General features: G+C 65.9%; 24 protein-coding genes. 9 read left to right on the plus strand and 15 right to left on the minus strand.

Annotation, left to right across the window (positions count from 1 at the left end):
• Window positions 1–3: 3 nt before the first annotated feature.
• From O2K97_RS01745 to O2K97_RS01755, 3 genes are all read left to right on the plus strand, one after another.
• Window positions 4–936: a Gfo/Idh/MocA family protein gene (locus O2K97_RS01745; RefSeq protein ID WP_045810937.1), complete on the plus strand. Its 933-nt coding sequence runs from the start codon at window positions 4–6 to the stop codon at window positions 934–936.
• Between the two features lie 46 nt (window positions 937–982).
• Window positions 983–1,486, plus strand: coding sequence for a hypothetical protein (locus tag O2K97_RS01750; protein WP_269220201.1), 504 nt, complete (start codon window positions 983–985; stop codon window positions 1,484–1,486).
• Between the two features lie 217 nt (window positions 1,487–1,703).
• Window positions 1,704–2,501, plus strand: a complete 798-nt coding sequence (locus tag O2K97_RS01755; protein ID WP_269220202.1) for an exodeoxyribonuclease III — start codon at window positions 1,704–1,706, stop codon at window positions 2,499–2,501.
• A 3-nt stretch (window positions 2,502–2,504) separates the two neighbouring features.
• Here O2K97_RS01755 and O2K97_RS01760 read toward each other — a convergent pair whose 3' ends face one another.
• Window positions 2,505–3,947: a PLP-dependent aminotransferase family protein gene (locus O2K97_RS01760; protein ID WP_269220203.1), complete on the minus strand. Its 1,443-nt coding sequence runs from the start codon at window positions 3,945–3,947 to the stop codon at window positions 2,505–2,507.
• A 62-nt stretch (window positions 3,948–4,009) separates the two neighbouring features.
• On the opposite strand from O2K97_RS01760, the gene O2K97_RS01765 reads away from it, so the two are divergent.
• A complete protein-coding gene (locus tag O2K97_RS01765; RefSeq protein WP_269220204.1) occupies window positions 4,010–4,609 on the plus strand; it encodes a YczE/YyaS/YitT family protein in 600 nt (199 codons plus the stop codon).
• Window positions 4,610–4,613: 4 nt separating this feature from the next.
• On the opposite strand, the gene O2K97_RS01770 is transcribed toward O2K97_RS01765, so the two are convergent.
• Both O2K97_RS01770 and O2K97_RS01775 read right to left on the minus strand, forming a co-directional pair.
• Complete coding sequence (locus O2K97_RS01770) at window positions 4,614–5,300, minus strand: response regulator transcription factor (protein WP_017505413.1); 687 nt, start codon at window positions 5,298–5,300, stop codon at window positions 4,614–4,616.
• 65 nt (window positions 5,301–5,365) lie between these two features.
• Entirely contained in the window at window positions 5,366–6,082 is a 717-nt protein-coding gene (locus O2K97_RS01775; protein WP_269220205.1) for a YggS family pyridoxal phosphate-dependent enzyme, read from the minus strand.
• Between O2K97_RS01775 and O2K97_RS01780 the strand changes: the two genes are divergently transcribed.
• A complete protein-coding gene (locus O2K97_RS01780; protein WP_269220206.1) occupies window positions 6,081–6,725 on the plus strand; it encodes a thiamine phosphate synthase in 645 nt (214 codons plus the stop codon). The two genes, O2K97_RS01775 and O2K97_RS01780, sit on opposite strands and share 2 nt — an antisense overlap.
• Before the next feature lie 10 nt (window positions 6,726–6,735).
• Here the strand turns inward: O2K97_RS01780 and O2K97_RS01785 are convergent, their stop codons facing one another.
• The gene (locus O2K97_RS01785; protein ID WP_258522566.1) at window positions 6,736–7,155 is read right to left on the minus strand and encodes an NtrZ family periplasmic regulatory protein; all 420 of its coding nucleotides are present in this window, start codon (window positions 7,153–7,155) and stop codon (window positions 6,736–6,738) included.
• A 323-nt stretch (window positions 7,156–7,478) separates the two neighbouring features.
• Here O2K97_RS01785 and O2K97_RS01790 point away from each other — a divergent pair, with 323 nt between their 5' ends.
• The 4 genes from O2K97_RS01790 (at window position 7,479) to holA (ending at window position 12,208) form a co-directional block, all read left to right on the plus strand.
• Entirely contained in the window at window positions 7,479–7,943 is a 465-nt protein-coding gene (locus O2K97_RS01790) for a DUF3576 domain-containing protein (RefSeq protein ID WP_269220207.1), read from the plus strand.
• Window positions 7,944–8,100: 157 nt separating this feature from the next.
• Entirely contained in the window at window positions 8,101–10,680 is a 2,580-nt protein-coding gene (gene leuS, locus O2K97_RS01795) for a leucine--tRNA ligase (protein WP_269220208.1), read from the plus strand.
• Window positions 10,680–11,159, plus strand: a complete 480-nt coding sequence (lptE, locus tag O2K97_RS01800) for an LPS assembly lipoprotein LptE (RefSeq protein ID WP_269220209.1) — start codon at window positions 10,680–10,682, stop codon at window positions 11,157–11,159. Before leuS ends, lptE begins: the two co-directional genes overlap by 1 nt.
• Entirely contained in the window at window positions 11,156–12,208 is a 1,053-nt protein-coding gene (gene holA, locus O2K97_RS01805; protein ID WP_269220210.1) for a DNA polymerase III subunit delta, read from the plus strand. The genes lptE and holA overlap by 4 nt, the downstream gene beginning before the upstream one ends.
• A gap of 2 nt (window positions 12,209–12,210) precedes the next feature.
• Here the strand turns inward: holA and O2K97_RS01810 are convergent, their stop codons facing one another.
• The 11 genes from O2K97_RS01810 to hemE form a co-directional block, all read right to left on the minus strand.
• Window positions 12,211–12,393, minus strand: a complete 183-nt coding sequence (locus O2K97_RS01810; RefSeq protein ID WP_174086888.1) for a hypothetical protein — start codon at window positions 12,391–12,393, stop codon at window positions 12,211–12,213.
• Between the two features lie 26 nt (window positions 12,394–12,419).
• Complete coding sequence (locus O2K97_RS01815) at window positions 12,420–13,310, minus strand: ParB/RepB/Spo0J family partition protein (protein ID WP_269220211.1); 891 nt, start codon at window positions 13,308–13,310, stop codon at window positions 12,420–12,422.
• A 24-nt stretch (window positions 13,311–13,334) separates the two neighbouring features.
• The gene (locus O2K97_RS01820; RefSeq protein WP_269220212.1) at window positions 13,335–14,153 is read right to left on the minus strand and encodes a ParA family protein; all 819 of its coding nucleotides are present in this window, start codon (window positions 14,151–14,153) and stop codon (window positions 13,335–13,337) included.
• Complete coding sequence (gene rsmG / locus O2K97_RS01825) at window positions 14,134–14,766, minus strand: 16S rRNA (guanine(527)-N(7))-methyltransferase RsmG (protein WP_269220213.1); 633 nt, start codon at window positions 14,764–14,766, stop codon at window positions 14,134–14,136. Before rsmG ends, O2K97_RS01820 begins: the two co-directional genes overlap by 20 nt.
• On the minus strand, window positions 14,766–16,646 hold the full coding sequence (gene mnmG / locus O2K97_RS01830) for a tRNA uridine-5-carboxymethylaminomethyl(34) synthesis enzyme MnmG (protein WP_269220214.1): 1,881 nt from the start codon (window positions 16,644–16,646) through the stop codon (window positions 14,766–14,768). The genes rsmG and mnmG overlap by 1 nt, the downstream gene beginning before the upstream one ends.
• 102 nt (window positions 16,647–16,748) lie before the next feature.
• Window positions 16,749–18,056, minus strand: a complete 1,308-nt coding sequence (gene mnmE, locus O2K97_RS01835; protein WP_269220215.1) for a tRNA uridine-5-carboxymethylaminomethyl(34) synthesis GTPase MnmE — start codon at window positions 18,054–18,056, stop codon at window positions 16,749–16,751.
• A gap of 36 nt (window positions 18,057–18,092) precedes the next feature.
• Window positions 18,093–18,317 carry a DUF6489 family protein gene (locus O2K97_RS01840; RefSeq protein WP_269220216.1) on the minus strand — a complete coding sequence of 75 codons (225 nt, stop codon included), beginning with the start codon at window positions 18,315–18,317 and terminating at the stop codon, window positions 18,093–18,095.
• Between the two features lie 40 nt (window positions 18,318–18,357).
• A complete protein-coding gene (rho, locus tag O2K97_RS01845) occupies window positions 18,358–19,791 on the minus strand; it encodes a transcription termination factor Rho (protein ID WP_055755074.1) in 1,434 nt (477 codons plus the stop codon).
• Between the two features lie 207 nt (window positions 19,792–19,998).
• Entirely contained in the window at window positions 19,999–20,466 is a 468-nt protein-coding gene (locus tag O2K97_RS01850) for a CopD family protein (protein ID WP_269220217.1), read from the minus strand.
• Window positions 20,463–21,524 (minus strand): ferrochelatase, encoded by a 1,062-nt coding sequence (hemH, locus tag O2K97_RS01855; RefSeq protein ID WP_269220218.1) that lies wholly within the window; start codon window positions 21,522–21,524, stop codon window positions 20,463–20,465. Before hemH ends, O2K97_RS01850 begins: the two co-directional genes overlap by 4 nt.
• Window positions 21,521–22,579: a uroporphyrinogen decarboxylase gene (hemE, locus tag O2K97_RS01860; protein WP_269220219.1), complete on the minus strand. Its 1,059-nt coding sequence runs from the start codon at window positions 22,577–22,579 to the stop codon at window positions 21,521–21,523. Before hemE ends, hemH begins: the two co-directional genes overlap by 4 nt.
• Window positions 22,580–22,605 lie beyond the last annotated feature (26 nt).

Below are 22,605 nucleotides of genomic sequence, written 5' to 3' on the forward strand. Positions count from 1 at the left end.
CCGATGCCGAACACTCCCGCCCTCAAGATCGGCGTCGCCGGCGTCGGCGTCATGGGCCGCAACCATGCGCGCGTCGCCTCCGAGATGCGCGAGTTCGACCTGACCACCGTCTTCGATCCCGATGCGGTGACGGCCGAGGGCGTCGCCGCCGCCTATGGCGCATCGCCCGTCACGACGGCCCAGGCCTTCGTCGACGCCGGTCTGGACGCCGCCATCGTCGCCACGCCCAACCGGTTCCACGCCGAGATCGGCGTGGCACTGCTGGAAAAGGGCGTCCACGTCCTGGTCGAAAAGCCGATCGCCGCCAGCGTCGCCGACGCCCAGCGCATGATCGATGCGGCCAAGGCCAATGACCGCGTCCTTATGGTGGGTCAGGTCGAGCGCTTCAATCCGGCGGTCGAAACCGTCAAGCGCGCCGTCGCCGACGATGACATCATCTCGATCCAGATCACGCGGGTCGGTCCCTTCCCGCCCCGCATGGGCGAGGTCGGCGTCGTCATCGACCTGGCGGTGCATGATATCGACATCATCCGCCACCTGACGGGCTCCGAGATCGTCGAGGTCCAGCCGCAGCTGGCCCGCACCCGCGCGGACCGCGAGGACACGGCCCTGCTTCAGTTCCGCCTGGACAGCGGGGTGATCGCCCATATCACCACCAACTGGGTCACCCCCTACAAGACCCGCACGCTGCAGGTGGCGACCAAGACCAAATTCATCGTCGCCGATCTGATCACGCGCCAGGTCACCGAATATTTCGGCCAGCAGCCGGACGGCTCCTATTCGACCCGGATGCTGAACAGCTGGCCGGCCGAACCGCTGAAAAAGGAGCTGGAGGCCTTCGCCCGCGCCATCACGACCGGCGAAACGCCGGCCGTCACCGGCGAAGACGGCCTGCGCAATCTCGAGGTCGCGCTGCGCTGCCTCGGCGAGCACTGATCGGATCAGCCCCGTTCTCGCCGCAAAACCTGAGGAAGAGAAACGTATGCGCCGTATCACCGCCACCGCTCTCGCCTTGATCGCCGTCGGTTCGGCGGCGGCGCCCGCCCATGCGGACACCCGCTATCTGGCCTATAATGCGTCGGACCGGATCACCCAGGCGCTGACCAAGGGTGTCACCTTGCAGGTGCGGCGCGGTCTGTTCGGGGCGGTGCAGGTGGAACGTCTGTTCTCCACCACCGCACGCGGCACCGCAGGCTTCACACGCGGCGGACCGGACGCCGCGCGACGCGTCCTGCCCCAAGGCGCCGAGGAGAACGACATCTACGCCATCGATCAGGACGGCGACGGTCGCGGCCTGTCGCGCGCCGTGTGTCCCGGCGCGGACGAGGTCTGGCTGATCATGGGTCGCGTTCGTGCGCCGCGTCCCCTGACGATGCAGGCCGTGGGTCGGTGGTCGGACGGCGCCTACCGGCACTGCGTGACGCTCAGCTACGACTGGCGCGGCGAATGGGCGACGGCGCCGCAGGCGCAAACGCCGCGAGACTGATCCGCGTCCAGACTGTTTCATAATCAGCACGCGCAAGCATGTAATTGTGACGAGTTGACTTTTACAATCGTCAGTGACACTTTAAGCACATGAGCGGCGGCGGCCGTTCTACCGCCCTGGAATATCCCCCTCCCCGGCGGCGAGAGAGACGAACCTCCCAAAGCCCGGCCCGTCGCGGCCGGGCTTTTTTTACGCGGCGCGCCTGCTAGACGAGGGCATGACCCTTCGCCTCGCCACCTGGAACATCAACTCCGTCCGCCTGCGCATCGACCAGGTCGCCCGCTTCGTCGCCGAACGCGCGCCCGATGTCCTGATGCTACAGGAGATCAAATGCACCACCGACCAGTTTCCACGCGGCGCCTTCGAGGAGATGGGCATGCCCCACCTTCGCGCGGCGGGCCAGAAGGGCTGGCACGGCGTCGCCATCGCCAGCCGCCTGCCACTTGAGGACAGCGACACGTTCCAGGTCTGTAAACTGGGTCACGCGCGCTGCGTCTCGGCCCGCGTTTCCGGCATCGACGTGCAGAACTTCTACATCCCGGCCGGCGGCGACGTTCCCGACCGGGCGCTGAACCCCAAGTTCGACCACAAGATGGACTTCTACGAGCAGCTGACCGCGATCGTGGCCAAGCAGGACAAGTCTCGCCCCTTGGTCATGGCCGGCGATTTCAATATCGCCCCCGGCGAAGGCGATGTTTGGAACCACCGCTACATGTCCAAGATCGTCAGCCACACGCCGATCGAGGTCGAGACCCTGAATCGGCTTCAGGAGACGGGTGGCTTCGCCGATGTGCTGCGTGACCGCTTCCCCGAGCCCCAGAAACTGGCTAGCTGGTGGAGCTATCGCGCCGCCGACTTCCGCAAATCGAATCGCGGTCTGCGGCTGGACCACATCTGGACGTCGCCCGGCCTGACTCCCGCCGTGGTCAAGGACACCGCCCGCATCCACGACGACGTCCGCGAATGGGATCGTCCCAGCGACCACGCGCCGGTGACGGTCGATCTGGATATCTGATCCTCAATAGACGGCGACCGGCTTGACCGACCCCGCCGCCTTTCGACCCCGGCCGACCTTTCTGGCGGCGCGCCCGAGCCGGAGCACCGCCACGTCCAGCTGATCTTCCGGCAAGGTATAGGGCAGGCGCAGCCGGCGTTCGAAGGCGCCGTCGACGCCGAATCGCGGACCGGCGGCGAGGCGCAGGCCTTCGGCCTCGGCCGCGATCGTGAGAGCGGAACTGATCGGCCCGGGCAGGCGCGCCCACAACGACAGGCCTCCAGCCGGGCGTGGACAGACCCAGTCAGGCAGTTTTTCAGCGAGCCGCGCCCGCAGATGATCCCGCCGGGCGCGCAAAAGGGGCCGGCGCGCCGCCAGGGCCTTGCCGCCGTCGGTCAACAGTTCGACCGCCGCCAGCTGCTCCAGTATCGGAACACCCAGATCGAAACTGGCGCGACTTTGGGCCAGACGCTGGATCACCGCCCGGTCAGCGCGGATCCAGCCGATGCGCAGTCCGCCCCAGACGCTTTTGGACATCGATCCCAATCTGACGATCCGCGGCGCATCGACGGCGGAGGCGCTGAGCGCCGGTGGTCCGCTCAAGGTCAGTTCGACCAGGGTCTCGTCCAGCACCAGCAAGGTCTCCGATCCCTTCAGCCCCGCCAGCAAGCGCGTCCGGTCCGCCGCTCGCATCATCCGCCCGGTCGGATTGTTGTGGTCCAGCACCAGATAGGCCATTGCCGCGTTGCTGCTTCGGCAGGCCGCAATCAGACCCTCGACATCCCAACCCTCCTCGCCGTCCGGCAAGGCGACGGGCACGGCGCGGCCGCCCGCCGCCAGGATGGCGTCGATCGCCTGCGGATAGGTGGGATGGTCGAACACCACCGGGGCGCCGGGGCGCGTCGTCAGGCGCAGCAGATGGACCAGTCCGTTGTGCGCGCCGTGTGTGATCAGGATCTGACCCGAAGAGGTTGCCAGGCCGCGCCGCCGGTATCCCGCGGCCACCGCTTCGCGCAGTTCCTCCAGCCCCGACGTCTCATAACCGTGTCCTGGCAGGTTCGCCGGCAATCGCTCCAGCGCCCGCACATAGGCCGCATGCACATTGGGATCGGCCGGCAGGACGGCGGCGGTCAAGTCGATCAGGCCGGGCTTGTCCGTTTGCGTCGCCTCGTGACGCGGCGCCGGTCCGGCCGGCAGGCTGGTGCGTGCAGCGGCGCCCTGCCCGCCGGTGAGAAATCCGTCATCCCGTAAGCGGCCGTAGGCAGCGGACACGGTCGTGCGGCTCAAGCCCAGCGCCTGGGCCAGTTCCCGTTCGCCGGGCAACCGCGCCGCCAAGGGCAATCGACCATCCAGAATCAGCAGTCGTACCGCACCGGCGAGCTGCCGATAGGCCGCGCCTGCGCCCGACGACCGCCAGGCGCCGAGATGGCGCGTCAGGGAACCAAGACCGATCGATCGCGACGACATCAGGCCAGAATGGCATAACTGGCCCTGTTTTTGATAGCCAGTTTGCCGCAACTCATCGATTCATGACCCGTCGCCTGATCCAGCTCTTCGTCGGCCTGTGTCTCTACGGCCTGTCCATCGCCCTGATCGTCCGCGCCGATTTGGGCCTGGATCCTTGGGACGTGCTGAACCAAGGGGTGTTCGAGCAGTTCGCGAAACCCGCCGGAGTCAGCTTCGGTCTGGTGGTCAATCTGATCGGTATGGCCGTGCTGCTGGTATGGATTCCCCTGCGCCAGAAGCCGGGGATCGGGACCGTCGCCAATGTGCTGGTCATCGGCACGGTCGCCAACTTCGGCCTGGACTGGATTCCGTCTGACCTGGGCCTACCGCTTCGGGCTGGCCTGCTGATCGCCGCCATCGTCCTGAATGGCGTGGCCAGCGGGGCCTATATCGGCGCAGGTCTTGGTCCCGGTCCCCGCGACGGCTTGATGACCGGCATCGTCGCGCGCACCGGCTGGCCGGTGAAATGGGTGCGGACGGCCATTGAGCTGACTGTTATCGCCGTCGGCTGGATGTTGGGCGGTTCGGTCGGAGTGGGCACGTTGCTCTACGCCCTGACCATCGGCCCGCTGGTCCACATCTTCCTGCCGCTGTTCACGATCCGCCCGAAGTTGGCCGACTGAGCCGTTAGGGCTGCAGCCGATATCCGCCCGCATCGGTCAGCAGAAGGCGGGCATGGCCCGGTTCCGGTTCGATCTTCTGGCGCAGACGGTAGATATGGGTTTCCAGCGTATGGGTCGTGACCCCGGCGTTGTAGCCCCAGACCTCGGTCAGCAACTCTTCGCGCGACACCGGCTTGGCCCCGGCGCGATAGAGGTATTTCAGGATGTTGGTTTCCTTCTCGGTCAACCGCACCTTCTTGCCCTTGGTGTCCATCAGCACCTTGGCGGCGGGCCGGAACTCGTAGGGGCCGATGGTGAAGACCGCGTCCTCGGACTGTTCATGGCTGCGCAGATGGGCGCGGATGCGCGCCAGCAGCACGGCGAACCGGAAGGGCTTGGTGACATAGTCGTTGGCCCCGGCGTCCAGACCCAGGATGGCGTCGGCGTCCGCCGATTGCGCCGTCAGCATGATGACCGGGGTCGAAACCCCGTCCTTGCGCAACAGGCGACAGGCCTCGCGGCCGTCCATGTCGGGCAGATCGACGTCCAGCAGGATCAGGTCGGCGCGGATCTCGCGCCCCATCCGCACCCCGTCCGTGGCGGTCGACGCCTGCTGGGTGCGAAACTCCTCATGCAGATTCAGCTGCTCGGCCAAGGCCTCGCGCAGGTCGTCGTCGTCGTCGATGATCAGAATGGTCTTGGGCGTAGGCATGGGACAGACAATGGCGAGGCTTGGCCCCCGCGCCAAGGCTTGGGGGTGCGAATATTCACATCGGGTTACGAGCTAGAGGGCGTTTCGGGTCGATTTCGTTCCCCGAACAGGGCCGTTCCCACCCTGACGTGCGTTGCGCCACACCGTATGGCGGTCTCGTAGTCGCCGCTCATGCCCATCGACAGGACCGGCAAACCATTTCGTTCGGCCATGTCCCGCAACATCTGAAAATGCGGCTCGGCGTCCTGATCCGCCGGGGGGATGCACATCAGACCCTCGACCGTCAGTCCGTAGGTGTCGCGCGCCGCCGCAATCAGGGCGTCGGCGGCGTCGGGCAGGACGCCGGCCTTCTGGGGTTCGGAGCCGGTATTGACCTGGACCAGGACGCGCGGCGATCGGCCGCGCTTTTCGCCCGCCTGCGCGAGGGCCCGCGCCAGCTTCTCGCGGTCCAGGGTTTCGATCACGTCGAACAGAGCGACCGCATCCTCGGCCTTGTTGGTCTGCAGGGGGCCGATCAGGCGCAGTTCCAGACCCGGCAAGGCCCCACGACGGTCGGCCCAACGACCCTGCGCCTCCTGCACCCGGTTCTCGCCGAAGATCCGCTGACCCGTCGCCAGGATAGAGTCGATGGCCACTGGGGCTTGCGTCTTGGAGACGGCGGTCAGGGTCACGTCCGCTGGATCCCGACCGGCCGCATGGCAGGCGGCGCCGATGCGCGCTCGCACCTCGGCGACCTTTTCGGCGATGGACGGGGCGGAGAAAGCGGAGGAAGAAGAGGTCATGATCCTGCCGGCTGGTTACAGCGACGATGCGCGCGCGCTCTGGAACGCCGCGACCGCTCTAAACCGCGCCGCCGCTGCTGTCAGCCCGGCCGCCGCAGCCTTGCCGCCGATGCTGTTCTTCACCGACCCGGATCGCACGCCACGACCGTGGGAGACGGCGGCGCGCCTGCCCGCCGGTTCGGCGGTGGTCTATCGCGCTTTTGGCGCATCCGATGCCGTCGAAACGGGGCATCGGCTTCGGGAAGCAACGGCCGGTCGGGACGTGAAATTGCTGGTTGGGCTGGACCCCAATCTGGCCGAGGCGATCGACGCCGACGGGCTCCACCTGCCCGAACGGGCCGCGGACCAAGCAGCGCGCATCCGCTCAGACCGACCCGACTGGATCCTGACGGCAGCCTGGCATGGCTCTTCGCCCGCGCCCGAAGCCGTGAACGCCCTGATCCTGTCGCCAGTATTTCCGGCGGGCGGTGCGTCCGCCGGTAAACCCGCCCTGGGCGTCACCGCATTCGAACAGCATGTGAAAGCCGCCCGCCTGCCGGTCTATGCGCTGGGCGGTGTCACGCCAGAGAACGCCGCAACGCTCGCACACACAGGCGCCTGCGGCCTGGCGGCGGTAAGTGCGATCCAGTCAGCGTTTCGCTGACCGATCGAAATCAGAATTTGAAGATGGTTTCCAGACGGACCCGAGGCTGGGCCCGGCCGTTGGTTTCGGGCGCGCGGGCCGGATCGGCTTCCGGCGTGCTGACGGCGGCGGCGGCCCCGACCCGCAGACGGTCGTTCAGCCGATAATAGGCGCCGGCTTCCACATCACCCCATTCGGTCTCGCGGCCGACGGGCTGATTGAGGTTGAAATCCAGACCCCACCGGCCGCGGTCGTTCAGGCGCAGACCGCGACGCTGCGGAGCCGGCGTATTGCGTTGCGCCGCCTGGGCTTCCGACAGAGAGACTGTGGACCGGCTTTGGGCGAGCGCCGACGTCGACGCGGCCATCGCCGTCGTCGCCATCATCACTGCCAGGAAACCACCGAACCGCATACCAAATCCTTCGAACCCCGCCATGAGGCGGCGTTTCATCCCTGAACCGACCTTATATGGTCGTGAGCCCCGCGATTAGACACCGGGCGTCTGCGCGGTCAACGCAATGGGCCGGCGATAACAAGGTTCCCACGCATTGTTGTCGGCGTATGTGTCTCAAGCGTCACGGGATTCGGGCGGATTCCGGCGAAATCTCACACGCCCTTCGCAAAACACGCCACGAGCGATGCGACGGGAACCGACTTCGCCTTGTCATCGCCCCTTTTCGCCGTGTTATAGAGCCTGGCAGTCGGCATTCCTCATGCCGTGCGCGCGTGCGGGCGAGGGCTCTCACGTCCCTGAGTTTACGGAGACTTCTCTTGATGAGCCTCAACAAGGCCCTGGTTCGGAACGTCGCGGTCGTGCTGGTCTCGGGCGTGGCCCTGGGCGCGTCCCTGTCGGCCTGCTCGAGCATTCCCTTCGTCGGCGGCAAGAAGTCTGCGCCCAAGACGAACGTGCAACAGGGCATCGGCGTCAACGCCTTCCTGTGGCGCGCCTCGCTGGACACCCTCAGCTTCATGCCGCTGCTGACCGCCGATCCGTGGGGCGGCGTCATCAACTATGACTGGTACATCAACCCTCAGACGCCGAACGAGCGCTTCAAGGCGACCGTCTTCATCCTGGACACCCGTCTGCGCGCCGACGCGCTGAACGTCACGGTGACCAAGGAAGTGAATGGCGCCGATGGTCAGTGGACCGCCGCCCCGGTCGCCGCCCAGACCGAGGCCGATCTGGAAAACGCCATCCTGACCAAGGCGCGCCAGCTGAACCTGTCCAACGCAGGCTAAGCCTGCGTTGGAGTCTTTGTAGGCGCTATCGCCCTTCGGGCTGCTTGAGCGCGACACGTCCAAGAGTTTGCGGGACGTATTACTTCTTGGGCGCTGTCGTCCTTCGGGCTAGTTGAGCCGGAAGGGCGTCAGCGCCCTTTCGACTTTCAGGACGACCGTGGCCCGTTACGAACCCAAGACCGCCGAACCCCGCCAGCAGGCCCGATGGGCCGAGGCTTCCGCCTTCGTCACGAAGGACACCGGCCGGCCGAAATACTATGTGCTCGAGATGTTCCCCTATCCGTCGGGCAACATCCACATGGGTCACGCCCGCAACTATGTTATGGGCGACGTGGTGGCGCGGTCCAAACGCGCGCAGGGGTACGACGTTCTGCACCCGATGGGCTGGGACGCCTTCGGCATGCCGGCCGAGAACGCGGCCATGGAGCGCGGAATCCACCCCAAGGGCTGGACCTATTCCAACATCGCCAACATGCGCGAGCAACTGAAGCTGCTGGGCCTGTCGCTGGACTGGTCGCGCGAGTTCGCCACTTGCGACCCGGAATACTATGGCAAGCAGCAGGCCTGGTTCCTGGAGCTGTATCGGCGCGGTCTGGTCTATCGCAAGGATGCGGTGGTCAACTGGGATCCGGTCGACAACACGGTCCTGGCCAATGAACAGGTGATCGACGGTCGCGGCTGGCGCTCGGGCGCCCTGGTCGAGAAGCGCAAGCTGAACCAGTGGTTCCTGCGCATCACCGACTATGCGGACGACTTGATCGACGGTCTGAAGACCCTGGACCGCTGGCCCGAAAAGGTCCGGCTGATGCAGGAGAACTGGATCGGCAAGTCCAAGGGCGCGACCCTGTGGTGGGACATCGCCGAGGCGCCGGCCTTCCTGCCCGCCTCCCCCGAGGGCGAACCCAACCACGCCCGCGATCCGATCGAGGTCTACACCACCCGCCCCGACACCTTGTTCGGCGCCAGCTTCCTGGCCCTGGCCCCCGATCATCCTCTGACCAAGGCCATCGCCGAACACCGACCGGACGTGGCGGACTTCATCAAGTCTTGCGCCCAGACCGGCACCAGCGAAGCCGAGATCGAAAAGGCCGAGAAGCTAGGCGTGGATCTGGGCGTTCGCGTCCGCCATCCCTTCGATCCGGACAAGACCCTGCCCGTCTGGGCGGCCAACTTCGTGCTGTCGACCTATGGTTCGGGCGCCATCTTCGGCTGCCCGGCCCACGACCAGCGGGACCTGGATTTCGCCCGCAAATACGATCTGCCGGTGACGCCGGTGGTCAAACCCGACGACGCCGAGACGGTAGAGATCGGAACCGAGGCCTATGTCGGCCCTGGCCGCATCTTCAACTCAGACTTCCTGAACGGCATGGACGTCGAGGCCGCCAAGGCCGCCGCGATCGCCAAGGTCGAGGCCGCCGGCCAAGGACGCGCCGAGACCATCTATCGCCTGCGCGACTGGGGTGTTTCGCGCCAGCGGTATTGGGGTTGCCCGATCCCGATCATCCACTGCCCTTCCTGCGGCGTCGTCGAGGTTCCCGCCGATCAGTTGCCGGTCGTCCTGCCTGACGATGTGACCTTCGACGTGCCCGGCAATCCCTTGGCGCGTCACGCGACCTGGAAGCACGTGAAATGCCCGTCGTGCGGCGCCGACGCGACGCGCGAGACCGACACGCTCGACACCTTCGTCGATTCCAGCTGGTATTTCGCGCGGTTCACCGATCCGACGGCCGAGGCGCCGATCGACAAGGCCGCCGCCGACCGCTGGCTGGCCGTCGATCAATATATCGGCGGGGTCGAGCATGCCGTCCTGCACCTGCTGTACGCCCGCTTCATCACCCGCGCCCTGTCTGACGCCGGCATGCTGTCGGTGAAGGAGCCGTTCGCCGGCCTGTTCACCCAAGGCATGGTCGTCCACGAAACCTATCGCCGGGCCGACGGCGCCTGGGTCGAGCCGACCGACGTCGAGCTCAGGAACGACAACGGTGTGCGTTTCGCCCGCCAGCTGTCGACCGGCGAGACCCTGGTCATCGGCGACATCGAAAAGATGTCCAAGTCCAAGAAGAACGTCGTCGCTCCGGCCGAAATCCTGGAAAGCCACGGCGTGGACGCCGGGCGCCTGTTCGTTCTGTCGGACAGCCCGCCCGAGCGGGACGTGCAATGGACCCCCGGCGGGGTGGAGGGCGCCAGCCGCTTCGTCCAGCGCGCCTGGACCCTGTTCGACACATATGACGCCGGTTTTGCGGGCGAGGACAAGGCCAACGCCGAGCTGCTGCGCGAAACGCACAAGGCCATCAAGGCCGTGTCCGAAGGGGTCGAAGGCTTCCGCTTCAACTCGGCCATCGCCAAGCTCTACGCCTTTGTCGCCACCATTCGCGACAATGCACGGGCCGGTGGCGACGCCAAGCGTCAGGCCCTGTCGGCGCTGGCCCGCCTGATCGCCCCCTTCACCCCGCACCTGGCCGAAGAAGCCTGGACGCGGCTGGGGGAAGACGGGATGGTTCTGGACGCGCCGTGGCCCGTGTGGGACGCTGCGCTCGCGGCCGACGACGAGGTGGTCCTGCCCATCCAGATCAACGGCAAGCGTCGCGCGGAAATCCGCGTGCCGCGCGGCATGGAGCCGACCGAAGTCGAAGCCCTGGTCCTGGCCGACGAAACGGTCAAGGCGCGGCTGGAGGGTCTGAGCGTGAAGAAGATCGTCGTGGTCAAGGACCGTATCGTCAATCTGGTGGCCGGCTGATGCGTATTGCGGCGGCTACCGCGGTTCTCGCGTCTCTGGCGGTTTCCGCCTGCGGCTTCACGCCCATGTACGCCGAGCCGGCCGTGGGTTCATCCCTGCGCCGGATCGCCGTCACGACCCAGGACGACCGCCTCGGCTATCGCCTGCGCGAGCAGCTTGAAGACGCCCTCGCCTGGGATCGCGGCGCGACGCCGCTGTATCGCCTGACGACAGAAGTTCAGCAGAACCGCCGGTCGCTGGGTCGCCGCATCGACGACACCGCCACCCGCTATGAACTGACGGTCAAGGCGACCTGGACCCTGACCCCGGCCGGCGGCGGAATGCCTGTGAGCGGCACGGAAACGGTCACCACGACCTACGCCACCGCCGACCAGCCCTATGCCGCCATCGCCGCCCAGCAGGACGGCGAGGAGCGGGCCGCGGCCGAACTGGCTCGCCTGATCCGACTGGATCTGATGCAGGCGCTGTCGAACCCGTGATCCTGGCCAAACGCCCCGAGATCGATCGCTTCCTGAAGGCGCCCGATCCGGCGATCCGGGCGGCGGTGATCCACGGCAAGGACCGGTCGGGCGTCGCCGAGCGGGCCGAGGTGTTGTGCAAGACGGTCACGCCCGATCTGAACGACCCTTTCAACGTCACCGTCCTGACCGACAGCGACATCGATGGCGATGAAACGAAGCTGGAAGAAGCGCTGACGGCCATGTCCCTGATGGGCGGCCGTCGTCTGGTGCGCATCCGTCTGTCGGCGCTAAAGCCCGGCGTGGACAAGGCTGTGGCCGCCGCGCTGAAAATCCACGCCGACGGCGGCTACAATCCCGACGCCATGATGGTGGTCGAGGCCGACCAGCTGGGCCGCGAATCCGCGCTCAGAAAGGCGGCCGAGAAGGAAAACGGCGCGGTCGGCATCGTCTGCTACGAGGACGAGACCGGCGATGTCGCCCGCATGGTCCGCGAGGCCCTGGCTGCCGACAAGGTGGGCCTGACCTCCGACGCCCTGGACCGCTTCGTCATGCGCCTCCCGCGCGAGCGGGGCTTGATGCGGCAGGAGATCGAGCGCCTAGCCCTCTTCATCGGCCCCGGCTCTGGCAAGACGCTGGATATGGATGCGCTGGAGCATCATCTCGGCGTCGAGCCGGACGCCTCCCTGTCGGATGCGGCGCTTCAGGCCTTCGGCGCGCGTCCCGGTCCAGCGCAGGCTGGGCTCAGGCGCGCCTTCGCCGAGGGGGAATCGTCGGTGCTCGCCGTTCGCTCCGCGGCGATCCATCTGGGAAAGCTACGCCGGATCAATATCTTGCAGGCCAACGGCGCGAACGCCAAGGAGGCCGCCAAGGCCGCTGGCGTCTTCTGGAAACAGGAGGCGGAAATGCTGCGTCAGGCGCGGTCCTGGCGGCTCGAAGCCCTGGACGAGGTTTTGGACAGCATCAACACGGCCGATGTCGCGACCAAGACGACCGGAATGCCGGACCAACTGATCGCCGAACGCCTGCTGCTGGAAATCGCAGGTCGCGCCAGGCGCATGGGGCTATAGCACTAGCCGCGCTTGGAGGCCTTGCGGAAGGCGGGCTGGGCCATGGCGACGTTCCGCGCCGACACGGCCTTCTCTTCCGCCTTGGCGCTGGGTTGCGCGTTGAACCCATGACCCGCCTTGGCCTTCTTGGCGGCAAGCGCCTGTTTCAGCTTGTCGGCGGCAGTGGGTGTCGTGTCTTCAGTCATATCGACACCCTAGCACAGTCCGCCGGTCAGCCGCGCATCAAACGACGGCACAGGTCGTCAAGCTGCTCCAGCGAGACGTAGCCGATCGTCAGTTCGCCCTTTCCGCCCTTGTCCGACAACTGCACCTTCAGGCCCAGCGCATCGGCCAGATCCTGCTGCAGGGCGGCGACATCCGCGGCCCCCTCCCCGCTTCCGGCCGCCGGCGCCGACTTCGCCTTCGTCGGCTTCGGCCCCTCGACCGCACGGCGCGCCAGGGCCTCGGTCTCACGGACACTGAGACCATCCACGAAAGCGATGTCCGCCAACTGGCCCGGATCGGGCGTATTGATCAGGGCCCGGGCGTGACCCGCGGACAGTTTGCCTTCGCGTACATAGAACAGCACCCGCTCAGGCAGTTGCAGCAGGCGCATGGTGTTGGCCACATGGCTGCGGCTCTTGCCGACCACGCCCGCCACCGCGTCCTGCGTCCGCCCGAAGCGCTCCATCAGAACGCGGTACGCCTCGGCCTCTTCCAGAGGATTCAGGTCCGCGCGCTGGACGTTCTCGACGATCGCGACTTCGAACACCTCGACGTCGTCCATCTCGTGGACCACGATCGGCACCTCGGTCAGGCGCGCCGCCTGCGACGCGCGCCAGCGGCGTTCGCCGGCGATGATCTGCCAGACGCCGTCCTCACCCGGTTGAGTCCGCACCAGGATCGGCTGCAACACCCCCTTGTCGCGGATCGAGGCGGTCAGCTCCTCCAGATCCTCCTGGCGGAAGGTCTTGCGCGGCTGGTCCGGATTGGGTTTCAGGCTTTCGATAGGCACGCGTTGCACGCCGGCAGGCACAGGCGCGTCAGATGCGACCGGCGCCTCGGCGTCCTGCCCCATCAACGCAGACAGGCCGCGGCCCAGACCTCTTTGTCGTTCAGCCAAGATACTGTTCCGTTTCTAATAAACTCAGGCGGCCAGCTTCAGGCGCTGGCGTTCGCGCTTCACCACTTCCTTGGCCAGCCGCAGATAGGCCTGGCTGCCGGCGCACTTCAGATCATAGATCAGCGCGGGCTTGCCGAACGACGGCGCCTCGGCGACGCGGACGTTACGCGGGATGACGCTCTCATAAACCTTGTCGCCGAAGTGAGCGCGCACGTCGTTGGCCACCTGGCTCGACAGGGCGCTACGACGATCGAACATCGTCAGGACCAGGCCCTGGATTTCCAGCGACGGGTTGAGGCTGTGCTTGACCATGTCGATGGTGCGCATCAGCTGGCTCAAACCTTCCAGGGCGAAGAACTCGCATTGCAGCGGCACCAACACTGCATCCGCCGCCGCCATCGCGTTCAGCGTCAGCAGGTTCAGCGACGGCGGGCAGTCGATAAGCACATAGTCATACGCGGTAGGGCCGTCGTCGTGCGCGCGGAGAGCATCACGCAGCCGATAGGACCGGCGATCCGCTTGACTCAGTTCGATCTCAACGCCCGACATGTCCGCGTCGGCCGGGACGATCCACAAACCCGGCACGGTCGTCTGCACTGAGGCATCCGCGATGGAGCGCTGGTCAACGACGACATCATAGATGGTCACCCGCCGTGTTTCACGTGGAACACCCAGACCCGTCGAGGCATTGCCCTGAGGGTCCATATCCACGATCAGCACGCGCTCACCGATAGCGGCCAAGGCGGTGCCGAGGTTGATCGCTGTCGTCGTCTTGCCAACGCCACCCTTCTGGTTGGACACGGCGAGGACGCGGGCGGGCTTTCTAGCGCGTTGAGCGGGCACGACGGAGGCTCCGGATTGTCACAATGCGGCCGCGCACGTCGCTCTGCGACGGGGCCAGTTCAGCCTCGAAATGCCAGGATTTGCGCGCTTCGATCAACTCGGATTCGGCACGCTCCCCCTTCAGGAACAGACCTTGTGCACCCCTTTGGAAGTAGGGCTGTGCATAACCCAGCAGTTTCTCCATCGGCGCGACGGCGCGGGCGGTGACGATGTCACAGGTCACAGACTGAGCCTCAGCCCGACCGACGATGACCGTCGCCGGCAGGGACAAGGCATTCACGACCTCCTGAAGAAATCGGCAGCGCTTGGCCAGGCTATCGATCAGCCAGACGTGAGCCCCATCCCGCCCCTTGAGCATGATGGAAAGCACCAGGCCAGGAAAGCCTGCTCCCGCCCCCAGATCCGCCCAGGCCTTCGCTTCTGGCGCCAGATCGAGCAGTTGAGCACTGTCCCAGACATGACGGTTCCAGAAGTCCGGCAGACTATCCGGACCCACCAGATTCATCACCGCATTGGCCTCGACCAACCGCAGCCGAAAGGCCTCAAGGTCCGCGATCTGTTCCGCTGACGCATTGGTGCGTGTACGGAACGCCTTTTGTTCAGCCTCCAACATCAGGCCGCGACCGACGCCTTGGGCGCGCGCTTTACATAGGCCAGCAGCGCCGTCAGCGCGCCGGGCGTCATGCCCTCGATCCGACCGGCCTGCCCCAAGGTGCGAGGCTGCACGCGAGCCAGCTTCTCCTTCACCTCATTCGACAGACCGCCGACAGCGCCGTAGTCGAGATCGGTCGGAAGCATCAGCCCCTCCTCCGCCTTCAGCGCATCCGCATCCTGCGATTGTCGATCCAAGTAGTTGGCGTAGGCAGCGTCGATCTGGACCTGCTCGCGAACGTCGTCCGTCCAATCGGCGATTATTGGCAATGCCGAAACGAACTGCTCCAAAGTCACATTCGGGAAGGCCAGCAGTTCGCGCATCGAGCGCCGACGACCATCAGCATTGACCGAAATGCCGAGCGCCCCGGCCTCATTGGGCGTAAACAGTGTTTCACGTGAAACAGCACTCGCTGCCGCAAGCGCAGAGGCTTTGGCTTCAAAACGAATGCGCCGCTCGTCGCTGACGATGCCGAGTTTGAGCGCAACAGGTGTGAGCCGAAGGTCGGCATTGTCGGCTCGCAGCGTCAGCCGATATTCCGCACGGCTGGTGAACATCCGGTACGGTTCGGTGACGCCGCGCGTCACCAGGTCGTCGATCATGACGCCGATATAGGCCTGGTCGCGCCTCAGGATCACCGGCTCCCGCCCGGCCGCTGAACGCGCGGCATTCAGCCCCGCCATCAGCCCTTGAGCCGCCGCCTCCTCATAGCCCGTGGTGCCGTTGATCTGTCCGGCCAAATACAGCCCGGGACGCTTCTTGACCTCCAGCGCCGCCGTCAGCTCGCGCGGATCGACGTAGTCGTATTCGATGGCGTAGCCGTATCGGAAGACCTCAACCGCTTCTAAGCCCGCAATGGTGCGAAGGAAGGCGAGCTGGGTCGGCTCCGATACCGAGGTCGAGATCCCATTCGGATACACCGTGGGATCGTCCAGGCCTTCCGGCTCCAGGAAGATCTGATGACTCGTCTTGTCAGCGAACCGAACGACCTTGTCTTCGATCGACGGACAATACCGCGGGCCCCGTCCCGACAGTTTGCCGCCATAGACGGCGCTCTCGCCGAGGTTCTCAGCGATGATCCGATGCGTCTCCTCGGTCGTGTGGGTCACGCCACAGGCGATCTGGGGCACGTCGATCCGGTCGGTCAGGAAGGAAAAGGCAGACGGCGCCTCATCCGCCTGCTGCATTTCTAGACGGTCCCAGGCGATTGTCCGCCCGTCCAGGCGTGCGGGCGTGCCTGTTTTCAAACGCCCCATCATCAGGTCGACCGCGTGGAGATCGGCGGCCAGACCCGTCGAGGGCTCCTCACCATGTCGCCCCGCCGGGATGCGTTCATCGCCGCGATGGATGACGCCATTCAGGAAGGTGCCGGTCGTCAGGACGACCGCCCCAGCCCGAACCCTCTCTCCGGCGCCGGTCACGACGCCGACGACCCGGTCGCCTTCAAGGACAAGCCGCTCGGCCGTCCCTGCCATCAGGGTCAGATTGGGCGTCCCTTGCAGTTCGGCCTGCATGGCCTCGCGATAGAGGCGGCGGTCGATCTGGCTGCGCGGGCCCCGAACGGCGGCGCCCTTGGATCGGTTCAGGAGGCGGAACTGGATGCCGGACACATCGGCCAGCCGCCCCATGACGCCGTCCATGGCGTCGATCTCTCGAACCAGATGCCCCTTCCCCAGCCCCCCAATGGCAGGGTTGCACGACATCTCGCCGATCGTCTCCAGCTTCTGGGTCAGCAGGACGGTGCGGGCGCCCGCCCGCGCGGACGCCGCAGCCGCTTCACAGCCGGCGTGGCCGCCGCCGATGACGACGACGTCGAATACAAGATCATGGGGAGAAATCATCGCCGCCACATAGGGCAAAACGGGTTTGATCGCCAGAGGTAGGCCGAGCCCTTCAGAGCAAGATGGCCCTCCGTTTCACGTGAAACACCGCTATGGCTAGACCTACTTTCCGATGCAGAAGGTCGAAAAGACTTCGCCCAGAATGTCCTCAACACCGATCGCACCTGTCACGCGCGCCAGAGCGTCGGCAGCCCGTCTCAGATCGTCGCCAGCCATTTCCGGCGCCACATCTAGCGCGAGGCGCGCCGCTTCGACGCTTTCCAGCGCCTCAAGCAAACGCAGCCGATGCCGCTCCTGGGTCACGGCTGGGAAGTCGGCGCCGGACAGATCCTTCGCAAGACGGGCGGCAATCCAACCACGAAGTTCGGCCAGGCCGTCGCCAGTTGCAGTGCTGACCGCTAGAGCCTCATGACGGCCGTGACCTGAATTGACGCTAAGATCGGACTTGGTCGCAACGATCAGATCGCCATCCTTGACGTAGTTCGCAGCCACCCCGGCCGGGTCGCCGGGCGCGCGGACCCAAAGACGCAGGTCGGCTTGTTCCGCGCGCACCCGGGCGCGACGCATGCCCTCGGCCTCGACCGGGTCATCGCTGTCTCTCAGGCCGGCGGTATCCGACAAGGTCACAGCATAGCCGCCGATTACCAGATCGGCATCCAGCACATCCCGTGTGGTGCCGGCGATCGGCGTCACGATGGCAGCCTCACGCGCAACGAGAGCATTGAACAGCGACGACTTGCCGGCGTTGGTCTCTCCGATCAGGACGATGCGATAACCGTCCCTTACCCGTTCGCCACGCCGCCCCGTATCGACCGCGCGTCTCAGGTCGGCGCCGAGCCGGTCCAGCACCGGCCCCGCCGTATGGGCCAGGTTGTCCGGCACCTCTTCATCCGGAAAATCGATCTCGGCCTCGACCAGTGCCAGGGCGTGAAGGAGATCACGGCGGAAACCGGCATAGGTCTCGCTCAGCTTTCCGTCCAACTGCCCCAAGGCCTGTTTGGCCTGGGCGCTGGTTTCGGCGTCGATCAGATCGGCGACCGCTTCGGCCTGCGCCAGATCCATGCGGCCGTTCTGGAAGGCGCGGCGTGTGAACTCGCCGGGGTCCGCCGGCCGCAAGCCCAACGCAATCAAGGCCCCGCTGGCGGCCTCAACGACCGCGCGACCGCCATGCAGATGCAGTTCGGCCGCGTCCTCGCCCGTGTAACTGTTAGGGGCCACGAAACGCAGCACGAGCGCCTGGTCGATGTGCTCGCCGGCATGGCTGAGGTCCCGCACCGACGCCATGCGCGGCTTTAACCGGGTTCCGCCGAGCGCCGTCAACGCGGCCTCGACGCCGGGGCCCGACAGACGGAGAACCGCAATGGCGCCTCGGCCGGGCGGTGTCGCCAAGGCGAAGATGGTGTCGATCATCAACTCAGACCGAGCGGCTCCGAAGGAAGCGCGTGCTCACTTCACCGCCGCTTCCATCAGGCGTCGAAACTGGTCCTGAGCCTGAAGCCCGAAGCTTGTCCAGTTCTTCATCAGTTCCTCGGGCTGCATCGCGGCGACATTGGCCTCCATCCGCTTCTGCATCTCCGCGACCATGGCGTCGTTCAGCGGCGTCACGTCCGGCAGACCCAGAAAGGCGCGCGCCTCCGCCGGCGTGCACTCGACTTCCACATTGACCTTCATCGCATGGTTTCCTGTTTCACGTGAAACGTCCGAAGACGGATTACGTGTTCATCGACTGGAAGAAGTCCGAGTTGTTCTTGGACTGACGCAGTTTGTCGAGCAGGAACTCGATCGCGTCCTGCGGACCCATCGGATTCAGGATGCGGCGCAGGACATAGGTCTTGGCCAACTGATCCTTCGGCGTGATCAGGTCTTCCTTGCGGGTGCCGGATTTCAGCACGTCGATGGCGGGGAAGATGCGCTTGTCTGCGACCTTGCGGTCCAGCACGATTTCCGAGTTGCCGGTGCCCTTGAACTCTTCGAAGATCACCTCGTCCATGCGGCTGCCCGTGTCGATCAGGGCCGTGGCGATGATGGTCAGCGAACCGCCCTGCTCCACATTACGCGCGGCGCCGAAGAAGCGCTTGGGCCGTTGCAGGGCGTTGGCGTCGACACCGCCCGTCAGCACCTTGCCCGACGAGGGGACGGTGGCGTTGTAGGCCCGGCCCAGACGCGTGATGGAGTCCAGCAGGATCACTACGTCCTTCTTGTGCTCGACCAGACGCTTGGCCTTTTCGATCACCATTTCGGCGACGGCGACGTGGCGGGTGGCAGGCTCGTCGAAGGTCGAGGCGACGACCTCGCCCTTCACCGTGCGCTGCATGTCCGTCACTTCTTCGGGGCGTTCGTCGATCAGCAGGACGATCAGGAAGACCTCCGGGTGGTTCCGCTCGATCGATTTGGCGATGTTCTGCAACATCACCGTCTTACCGACGCGCGGCGGCGCCACGATCAGGCAGCGTTGGCCCTTGCCCAAGGGCGCGACGATATCGATGACCCGACCCGAGCGATCCTTCAGCGTGGGATCCTGGATTTCCATGTGCAGACGCTCTTCGGGATAGAGCGGCGTCAGGTTGTCGAACAGGACCTTGGTCTTGACCGCTTCTGGGTCTTCCAGATTGATCGTGTCGACCTTGAGCAAGGCGAAGTAGCGTTCGCCTTCGCGTGGCGCGCGTACGGCCCCATGGACGGTGTCGCCCGAGCGCAGGCCGAAGCGGCGGATCTGCGACGGCGAGACATAGACGTCGTCCGGACCCGGCAGATAGTTGGCGTCCGAGCTGCGCAGGAAGCCGAAGCCGTCCGGCAGGATCTCCAGTACGCCGTCGGCGATGATCTCGACTTCTTCGTCGGCCAGGGCCTTCAGGATGGCGAACAGCAGATCCTGTTTGCGCAGGTTGGAGGCGTTCTCGACCTCCAGCTGTTCGGCGAAGGCGACCAGGTCGGCCGGGGTCTTCTCGTTCAGTTCGGCGAGCGTGATCCGGCCGTTCGCGACGACGGGCTCGCCGTCCTCTTCGTCGTCTGCCGTCGTGTCCACGCCGGAATCGGCGCCCGCCGCCTCGCCGGCTTCATGCGCAGCGCCGTGATGGGTGGGGGCTTCAACCTCCACGCCTTCGTTCTCGGGGGTGTCGGGATTGGTGTCGCGGACGTCGGTCATGATACAGGCTCGCGGGCGCACGCGGCCAGACGGCTGCGGCGCGGGTCTCTGAAAATGTCTGGCCGGAAGGCCGAAGGGAGGTGCGACGGGCTCCCGCTGGCTCCAAGGCCTGCAGGCGTCACGAAAGAGAGGGACCGCCGACGCAAGACGCCAAACGGTTCGCCGCCAGCGGAACCACAGGCGGCGGGTCAGGTCAAGCGGAGCCGCTTATCGGAACGTCCACTCCGTCGTCACCGACAGCACCATGACGATGGCCAGAACGAAGGGCACTTCGTTCGTCATGCGCCAGAACTTGCCTGAATATTTCGACGTGCCGGCCGCGATCTTCTTCCTTTGGGCCGCCAGGAAGCCGTGCCAGCCGCTGAGCAGGAAGACACCCGCCAGCTTGGCGATCATCCACGGCTCGGCCAGGAAGGCGGCGCCGCGCGCCGAGATGTCGATGTGGATCAGCCACAGACCGAACACCCAGGCCAGGATCATCGCCGGGTTCAGGATAATGCGCAGCAGCCGCGTCTGCCACAGGCGCAACAGCTTCTGCATCTCGCTTTTCAGCGGTTCGGGCTTGGCGTTCTGTTCGGTGTCATAGGCGTAGAGCCGAGGCAGGAACAGAAGGCCCGCCATCCAGGCGATCACCGCCAGAATGTGCAGCCCGCGTGCGAGATCATAGGTGTTCATGCCGCCTGCCTTCCCTTGCGATGCGGACAGGCCTTCCAGTCCGCCTTGCACCCCTGGCCGAACGGCGCGACGCCCACGTGGGACAAAGCGCCCACTGCCGCGTCAGCCAAGGCGTCAATGAACAGTGGCTCAATCCCGACCGCCGGCGCCCGCAAATACGGACTGGCCCCTTTTTCCTGGGCCAGTTCTCCGTATTCGATATCCAGCTCGACCAGGGTCTCGATATGCTCCGAGACGAAGGTGATGGGCGTGACAACCACGCCTACGCCGTCTTTGGCCGCAGTTTCAATGGCTTCAGGCGTTGACGGGCCCAGCCATTTCATCGGCCCGACCCGGCTTTGGTAGCAGATGGCGTGGTCGATCGGCCCGCGCTGCGCCTCGATGACGGCGACGACGGCGGCGACCGTCGTCTCGATCTGCTCCTGATAGGGATCGCCCTTGCCGGTCACAAGTTTCTCGGGGATGCCGTGGGCGGAGAACAGCACCCGCACCGGCTGACCTACCGCCTCGTCCAGCTTCTCGCCGATCGCTTGGGCCTGGGCCTCAACCCAGCCTGTCGCGGCCGGATAGCAGCAGACGGCGCGGCTGACGCCCGGGCCGGTATAGGCGGCGTTCCAGGCTTTCAGTGAGGATTCCGTCGTCGTGGTCGAAAACTGCGGATAGAGCGGCAGCAGCACGACTTCGTCAGGTCCGAAGGCGGCGACCTCGGCCGCCGTCTCTTCGGTCAACGGATGCCAGTAGCGCATGGCGATGAAGACCTTGACTTCGTCGCCGCCAAGCCGCGCGCCAAGCACGGCCTGCAAAGACTCCGCCTGGCGACGGGTTTCGGGCAGCAGCGGCGATCCCCCGCCCATCAGGGCGTAGTTGGCCTGGGCGCTGGTTTCGCGCCGACTGGAGATCAGTTTGGCCAGAGGCGTGCGGAAGATCCCCGGAAGGCCGATGATGGCCGGATCGTTGAACAAGTTAAACAGGAACGGCTTGACCGAAGCCTGATCGTCTGGCCCGCCCAGATTGAACAGCACCACCGCAATGCGGCGGCCGGGGTTCGCATCGCTCATTGGGCGCCGATCCGTCTCAGAACCTGTTCCACATGATCGATCGGCACGTCCGGCAGGATGCCGTGGCCCAGATTGAACAGCCAGGATCCCTGCCCCCAGGCCTCCATCAGCTGATCGACGCGTCGGTCCAGCAGATCCCCGCCGGCGCGCAGCAACAGCGGGTCGAGCGCCCCCTGGATCGGCTTGATCTGTTGGACCCGTTTGCCGACCTCGAGCGGGCAGGCAGTGTCCAGGGCCACGGCGTCGACCTCGACCGCCTCGGCATACCGCTCTGCGAGCGCCGCAGAGCCCCGTGGGAAGCCGATAAGGGGTACGGTGACCCCCAGCTCCCGCGTGCGCTTCACGAGCGCCTGGTGGGGCTTCAGGACCAATCTTTCGAACAGGTCGTCCGGCAACCCCTCGGCCCAGCTCTCGAAGATCTTCAGAACCTGGGCGCCGGCGTCGGCCTGCATCTTCAGATACCGCGCCGTGGCCTCGACCAGAACCTCCAGCGTCTCGTCGACACGCTCGGGATCGGCATAGGCGTAGGTGCGGGCCTGGGCGCGTTCGCCCTTGCCGATGGTGCGCGCCTGGCCGTCCAGCATATAGGTCGCCACGGTCCAGGGCGCGCCGGCGAATCCAATCAGGGCGCGTTCAGGCTCCAGTGCCGCGCGCACGATCGACAGGGTCTCACCCACCGCCGACAGATGCTCGCCCGCCGCCGGAGCCAGTTCGGCCATCCGACCCGGGATCGGCATTTCGCCCAGACGCGGCCCCTCCCCCGTCTCGAACCAGACGTCTTGGCCCAGAGCGCGCGGGATCAGCAGGATGTCAGCGAAGACGATCGCCGCATCGAAGCCGAACCGGCGCATGGGCTGAAGCGTCGCCTCGGCGGCCATTTCGGGGTTCAGACAGAAGGCGATGAAGTCGGGCGCCTCGGCCCTCAGCTTGCGATATTCCGGCAGATACCGACCGGCCTGGCGCATGAACCACACCGGCGGACGCTCCAACGTCTCCCCGCGGAGAGCCCGCAGCACCAAGGGCGTCGGATCGGCAGTCTGGGTCTGATCGGTCATGCCGGAGGATTAAGGTCACAGCCCCC

The organism is Brevundimonas vesicularis, assembly GCF_027105095.1.
Classification (GTDB): domain Bacteria; phylum Pseudomonadota; class Alphaproteobacteria; order Caulobacterales; family Caulobacteraceae; genus Brevundimonas; species Brevundimonas vesicularis_E.

Excerpts from the sequence above, each read along its gene's own strand:
- O2K97_RS01745 (WP_045810937.1), top strand. The coding sequence starts at position 4 with ATGCCGAACACTCCCGCCCTCAAGATCGGCGTCGCCGGCGTCGGCGTC.
- O2K97_RS01750 (WP_269220201.1), top strand. The coding sequence starts at position 983 with ATGCGCCGTATCACCGCCACCGCTCTCGCCTTGATCGCCGTCGGTTCG.
- O2K97_RS01755 (WP_269220202.1), top strand. The coding sequence starts at position 1,704 with ATGACCCTTCGCCTCGCCACCTGGAACATCAACTCCGTCCGCCTGCGC.
- O2K97_RS01760 (WP_269220203.1), bottom strand. The coding sequence starts at position 3,947 with ATGTCGTCGCGATCGATCGGTCTTGGTTCCCTGACGCGCCATCTCGGC.
- O2K97_RS01765 (WP_269220204.1), top strand. The coding sequence starts at position 4,010 with ATGACCCGTCGCCTGATCCAGCTCTTCGTCGGCCTGTGTCTCTACGGC.
- O2K97_RS01770 (WP_017505413.1), bottom strand. The coding sequence starts at position 5,300 with ATGCCTACGCCCAAGACCATTCTGATCATCGACGACGACGACGACCTG.
- O2K97_RS01780 (WP_269220206.1), top strand. The coding sequence starts at position 6,081 with ATGATCCTGCCGGCTGGTTACAGCGACGATGCGCGCGCGCTCTGGAAC.
- O2K97_RS01775 (WP_269220205.1), bottom strand. The coding sequence starts at position 6,082 with ATGACCTCTTCTTCCTCCGCTTTCTCCGCCCCGTCCATCGCCGAAAAG.
- O2K97_RS01785 (WP_258522566.1), bottom strand. The coding sequence starts at position 7,155 with ATGAAACGCCGCCTCATGGCGGGGTTCGAAGGATTTGGTATGCGGTTC.
- O2K97_RS01790 (WP_269220207.1), top strand. The coding sequence starts at position 7,479 with ATGAGCCTCAACAAGGCCCTGGTTCGGAACGTCGCGGTCGTGCTGGTC.
- lptE (WP_269220209.1), top strand. The coding sequence starts at position 10,680 with ATGCGTATTGCGGCGGCTACCGCGGTTCTCGCGTCTCTGGCGGTTTCC.
- O2K97_RS01810 (WP_174086888.1), bottom strand. The coding sequence starts at position 12,393 with ATGACTGAAGACACGACACCCACTGCCGCCGACAAGCTGAAACAGGCG.
- rsmG (WP_269220213.1), bottom strand. The coding sequence starts at position 14,766 with ATGTTGGAGGCTGAACAAAAGGCGTTCCGTACACGCACCAATGCGTCA.
- mnmG (WP_269220214.1), bottom strand. The coding sequence starts at position 16,646 with ATGATTTCTCCCCATGATCTTGTATTCGACGTCGTCGTCATCGGCGGC.
- mnmE (WP_269220215.1), bottom strand. The coding sequence starts at position 18,056 with ATGATCGACACCATCTTCGCCTTGGCGACACCGCCCGGCCGAGGCGCC.
- O2K97_RS01840 (WP_269220216.1), bottom strand. The coding sequence starts at position 18,317 with ATGAAGGTCAATGTGGAAGTCGAGTGCACGCCGGCGGAGGCGCGCGCC.
- rho (WP_055755074.1), bottom strand. The coding sequence starts at position 19,791 with ATGACCGACGTCCGCGACACCAATCCCGACACCCCCGAGAACGAAGGC.
- O2K97_RS01850 (WP_269220217.1), bottom strand. The coding sequence starts at position 20,466 with ATGAACACCTATGATCTCGCACGCGGGCTGCACATTCTGGCGGTGATC.
- hemH (WP_269220218.1), bottom strand. The coding sequence starts at position 21,524 with ATGAGCGATGCGAACCCCGGCCGCCGCATTGCGGTGGTGCTGTTCAAT.
- hemE (WP_269220219.1), bottom strand. The coding sequence starts at position 22,579 with ATGACCGATCAGACCCAGACTGCCGATCCGACGCCCTTGGTGCTGCGG.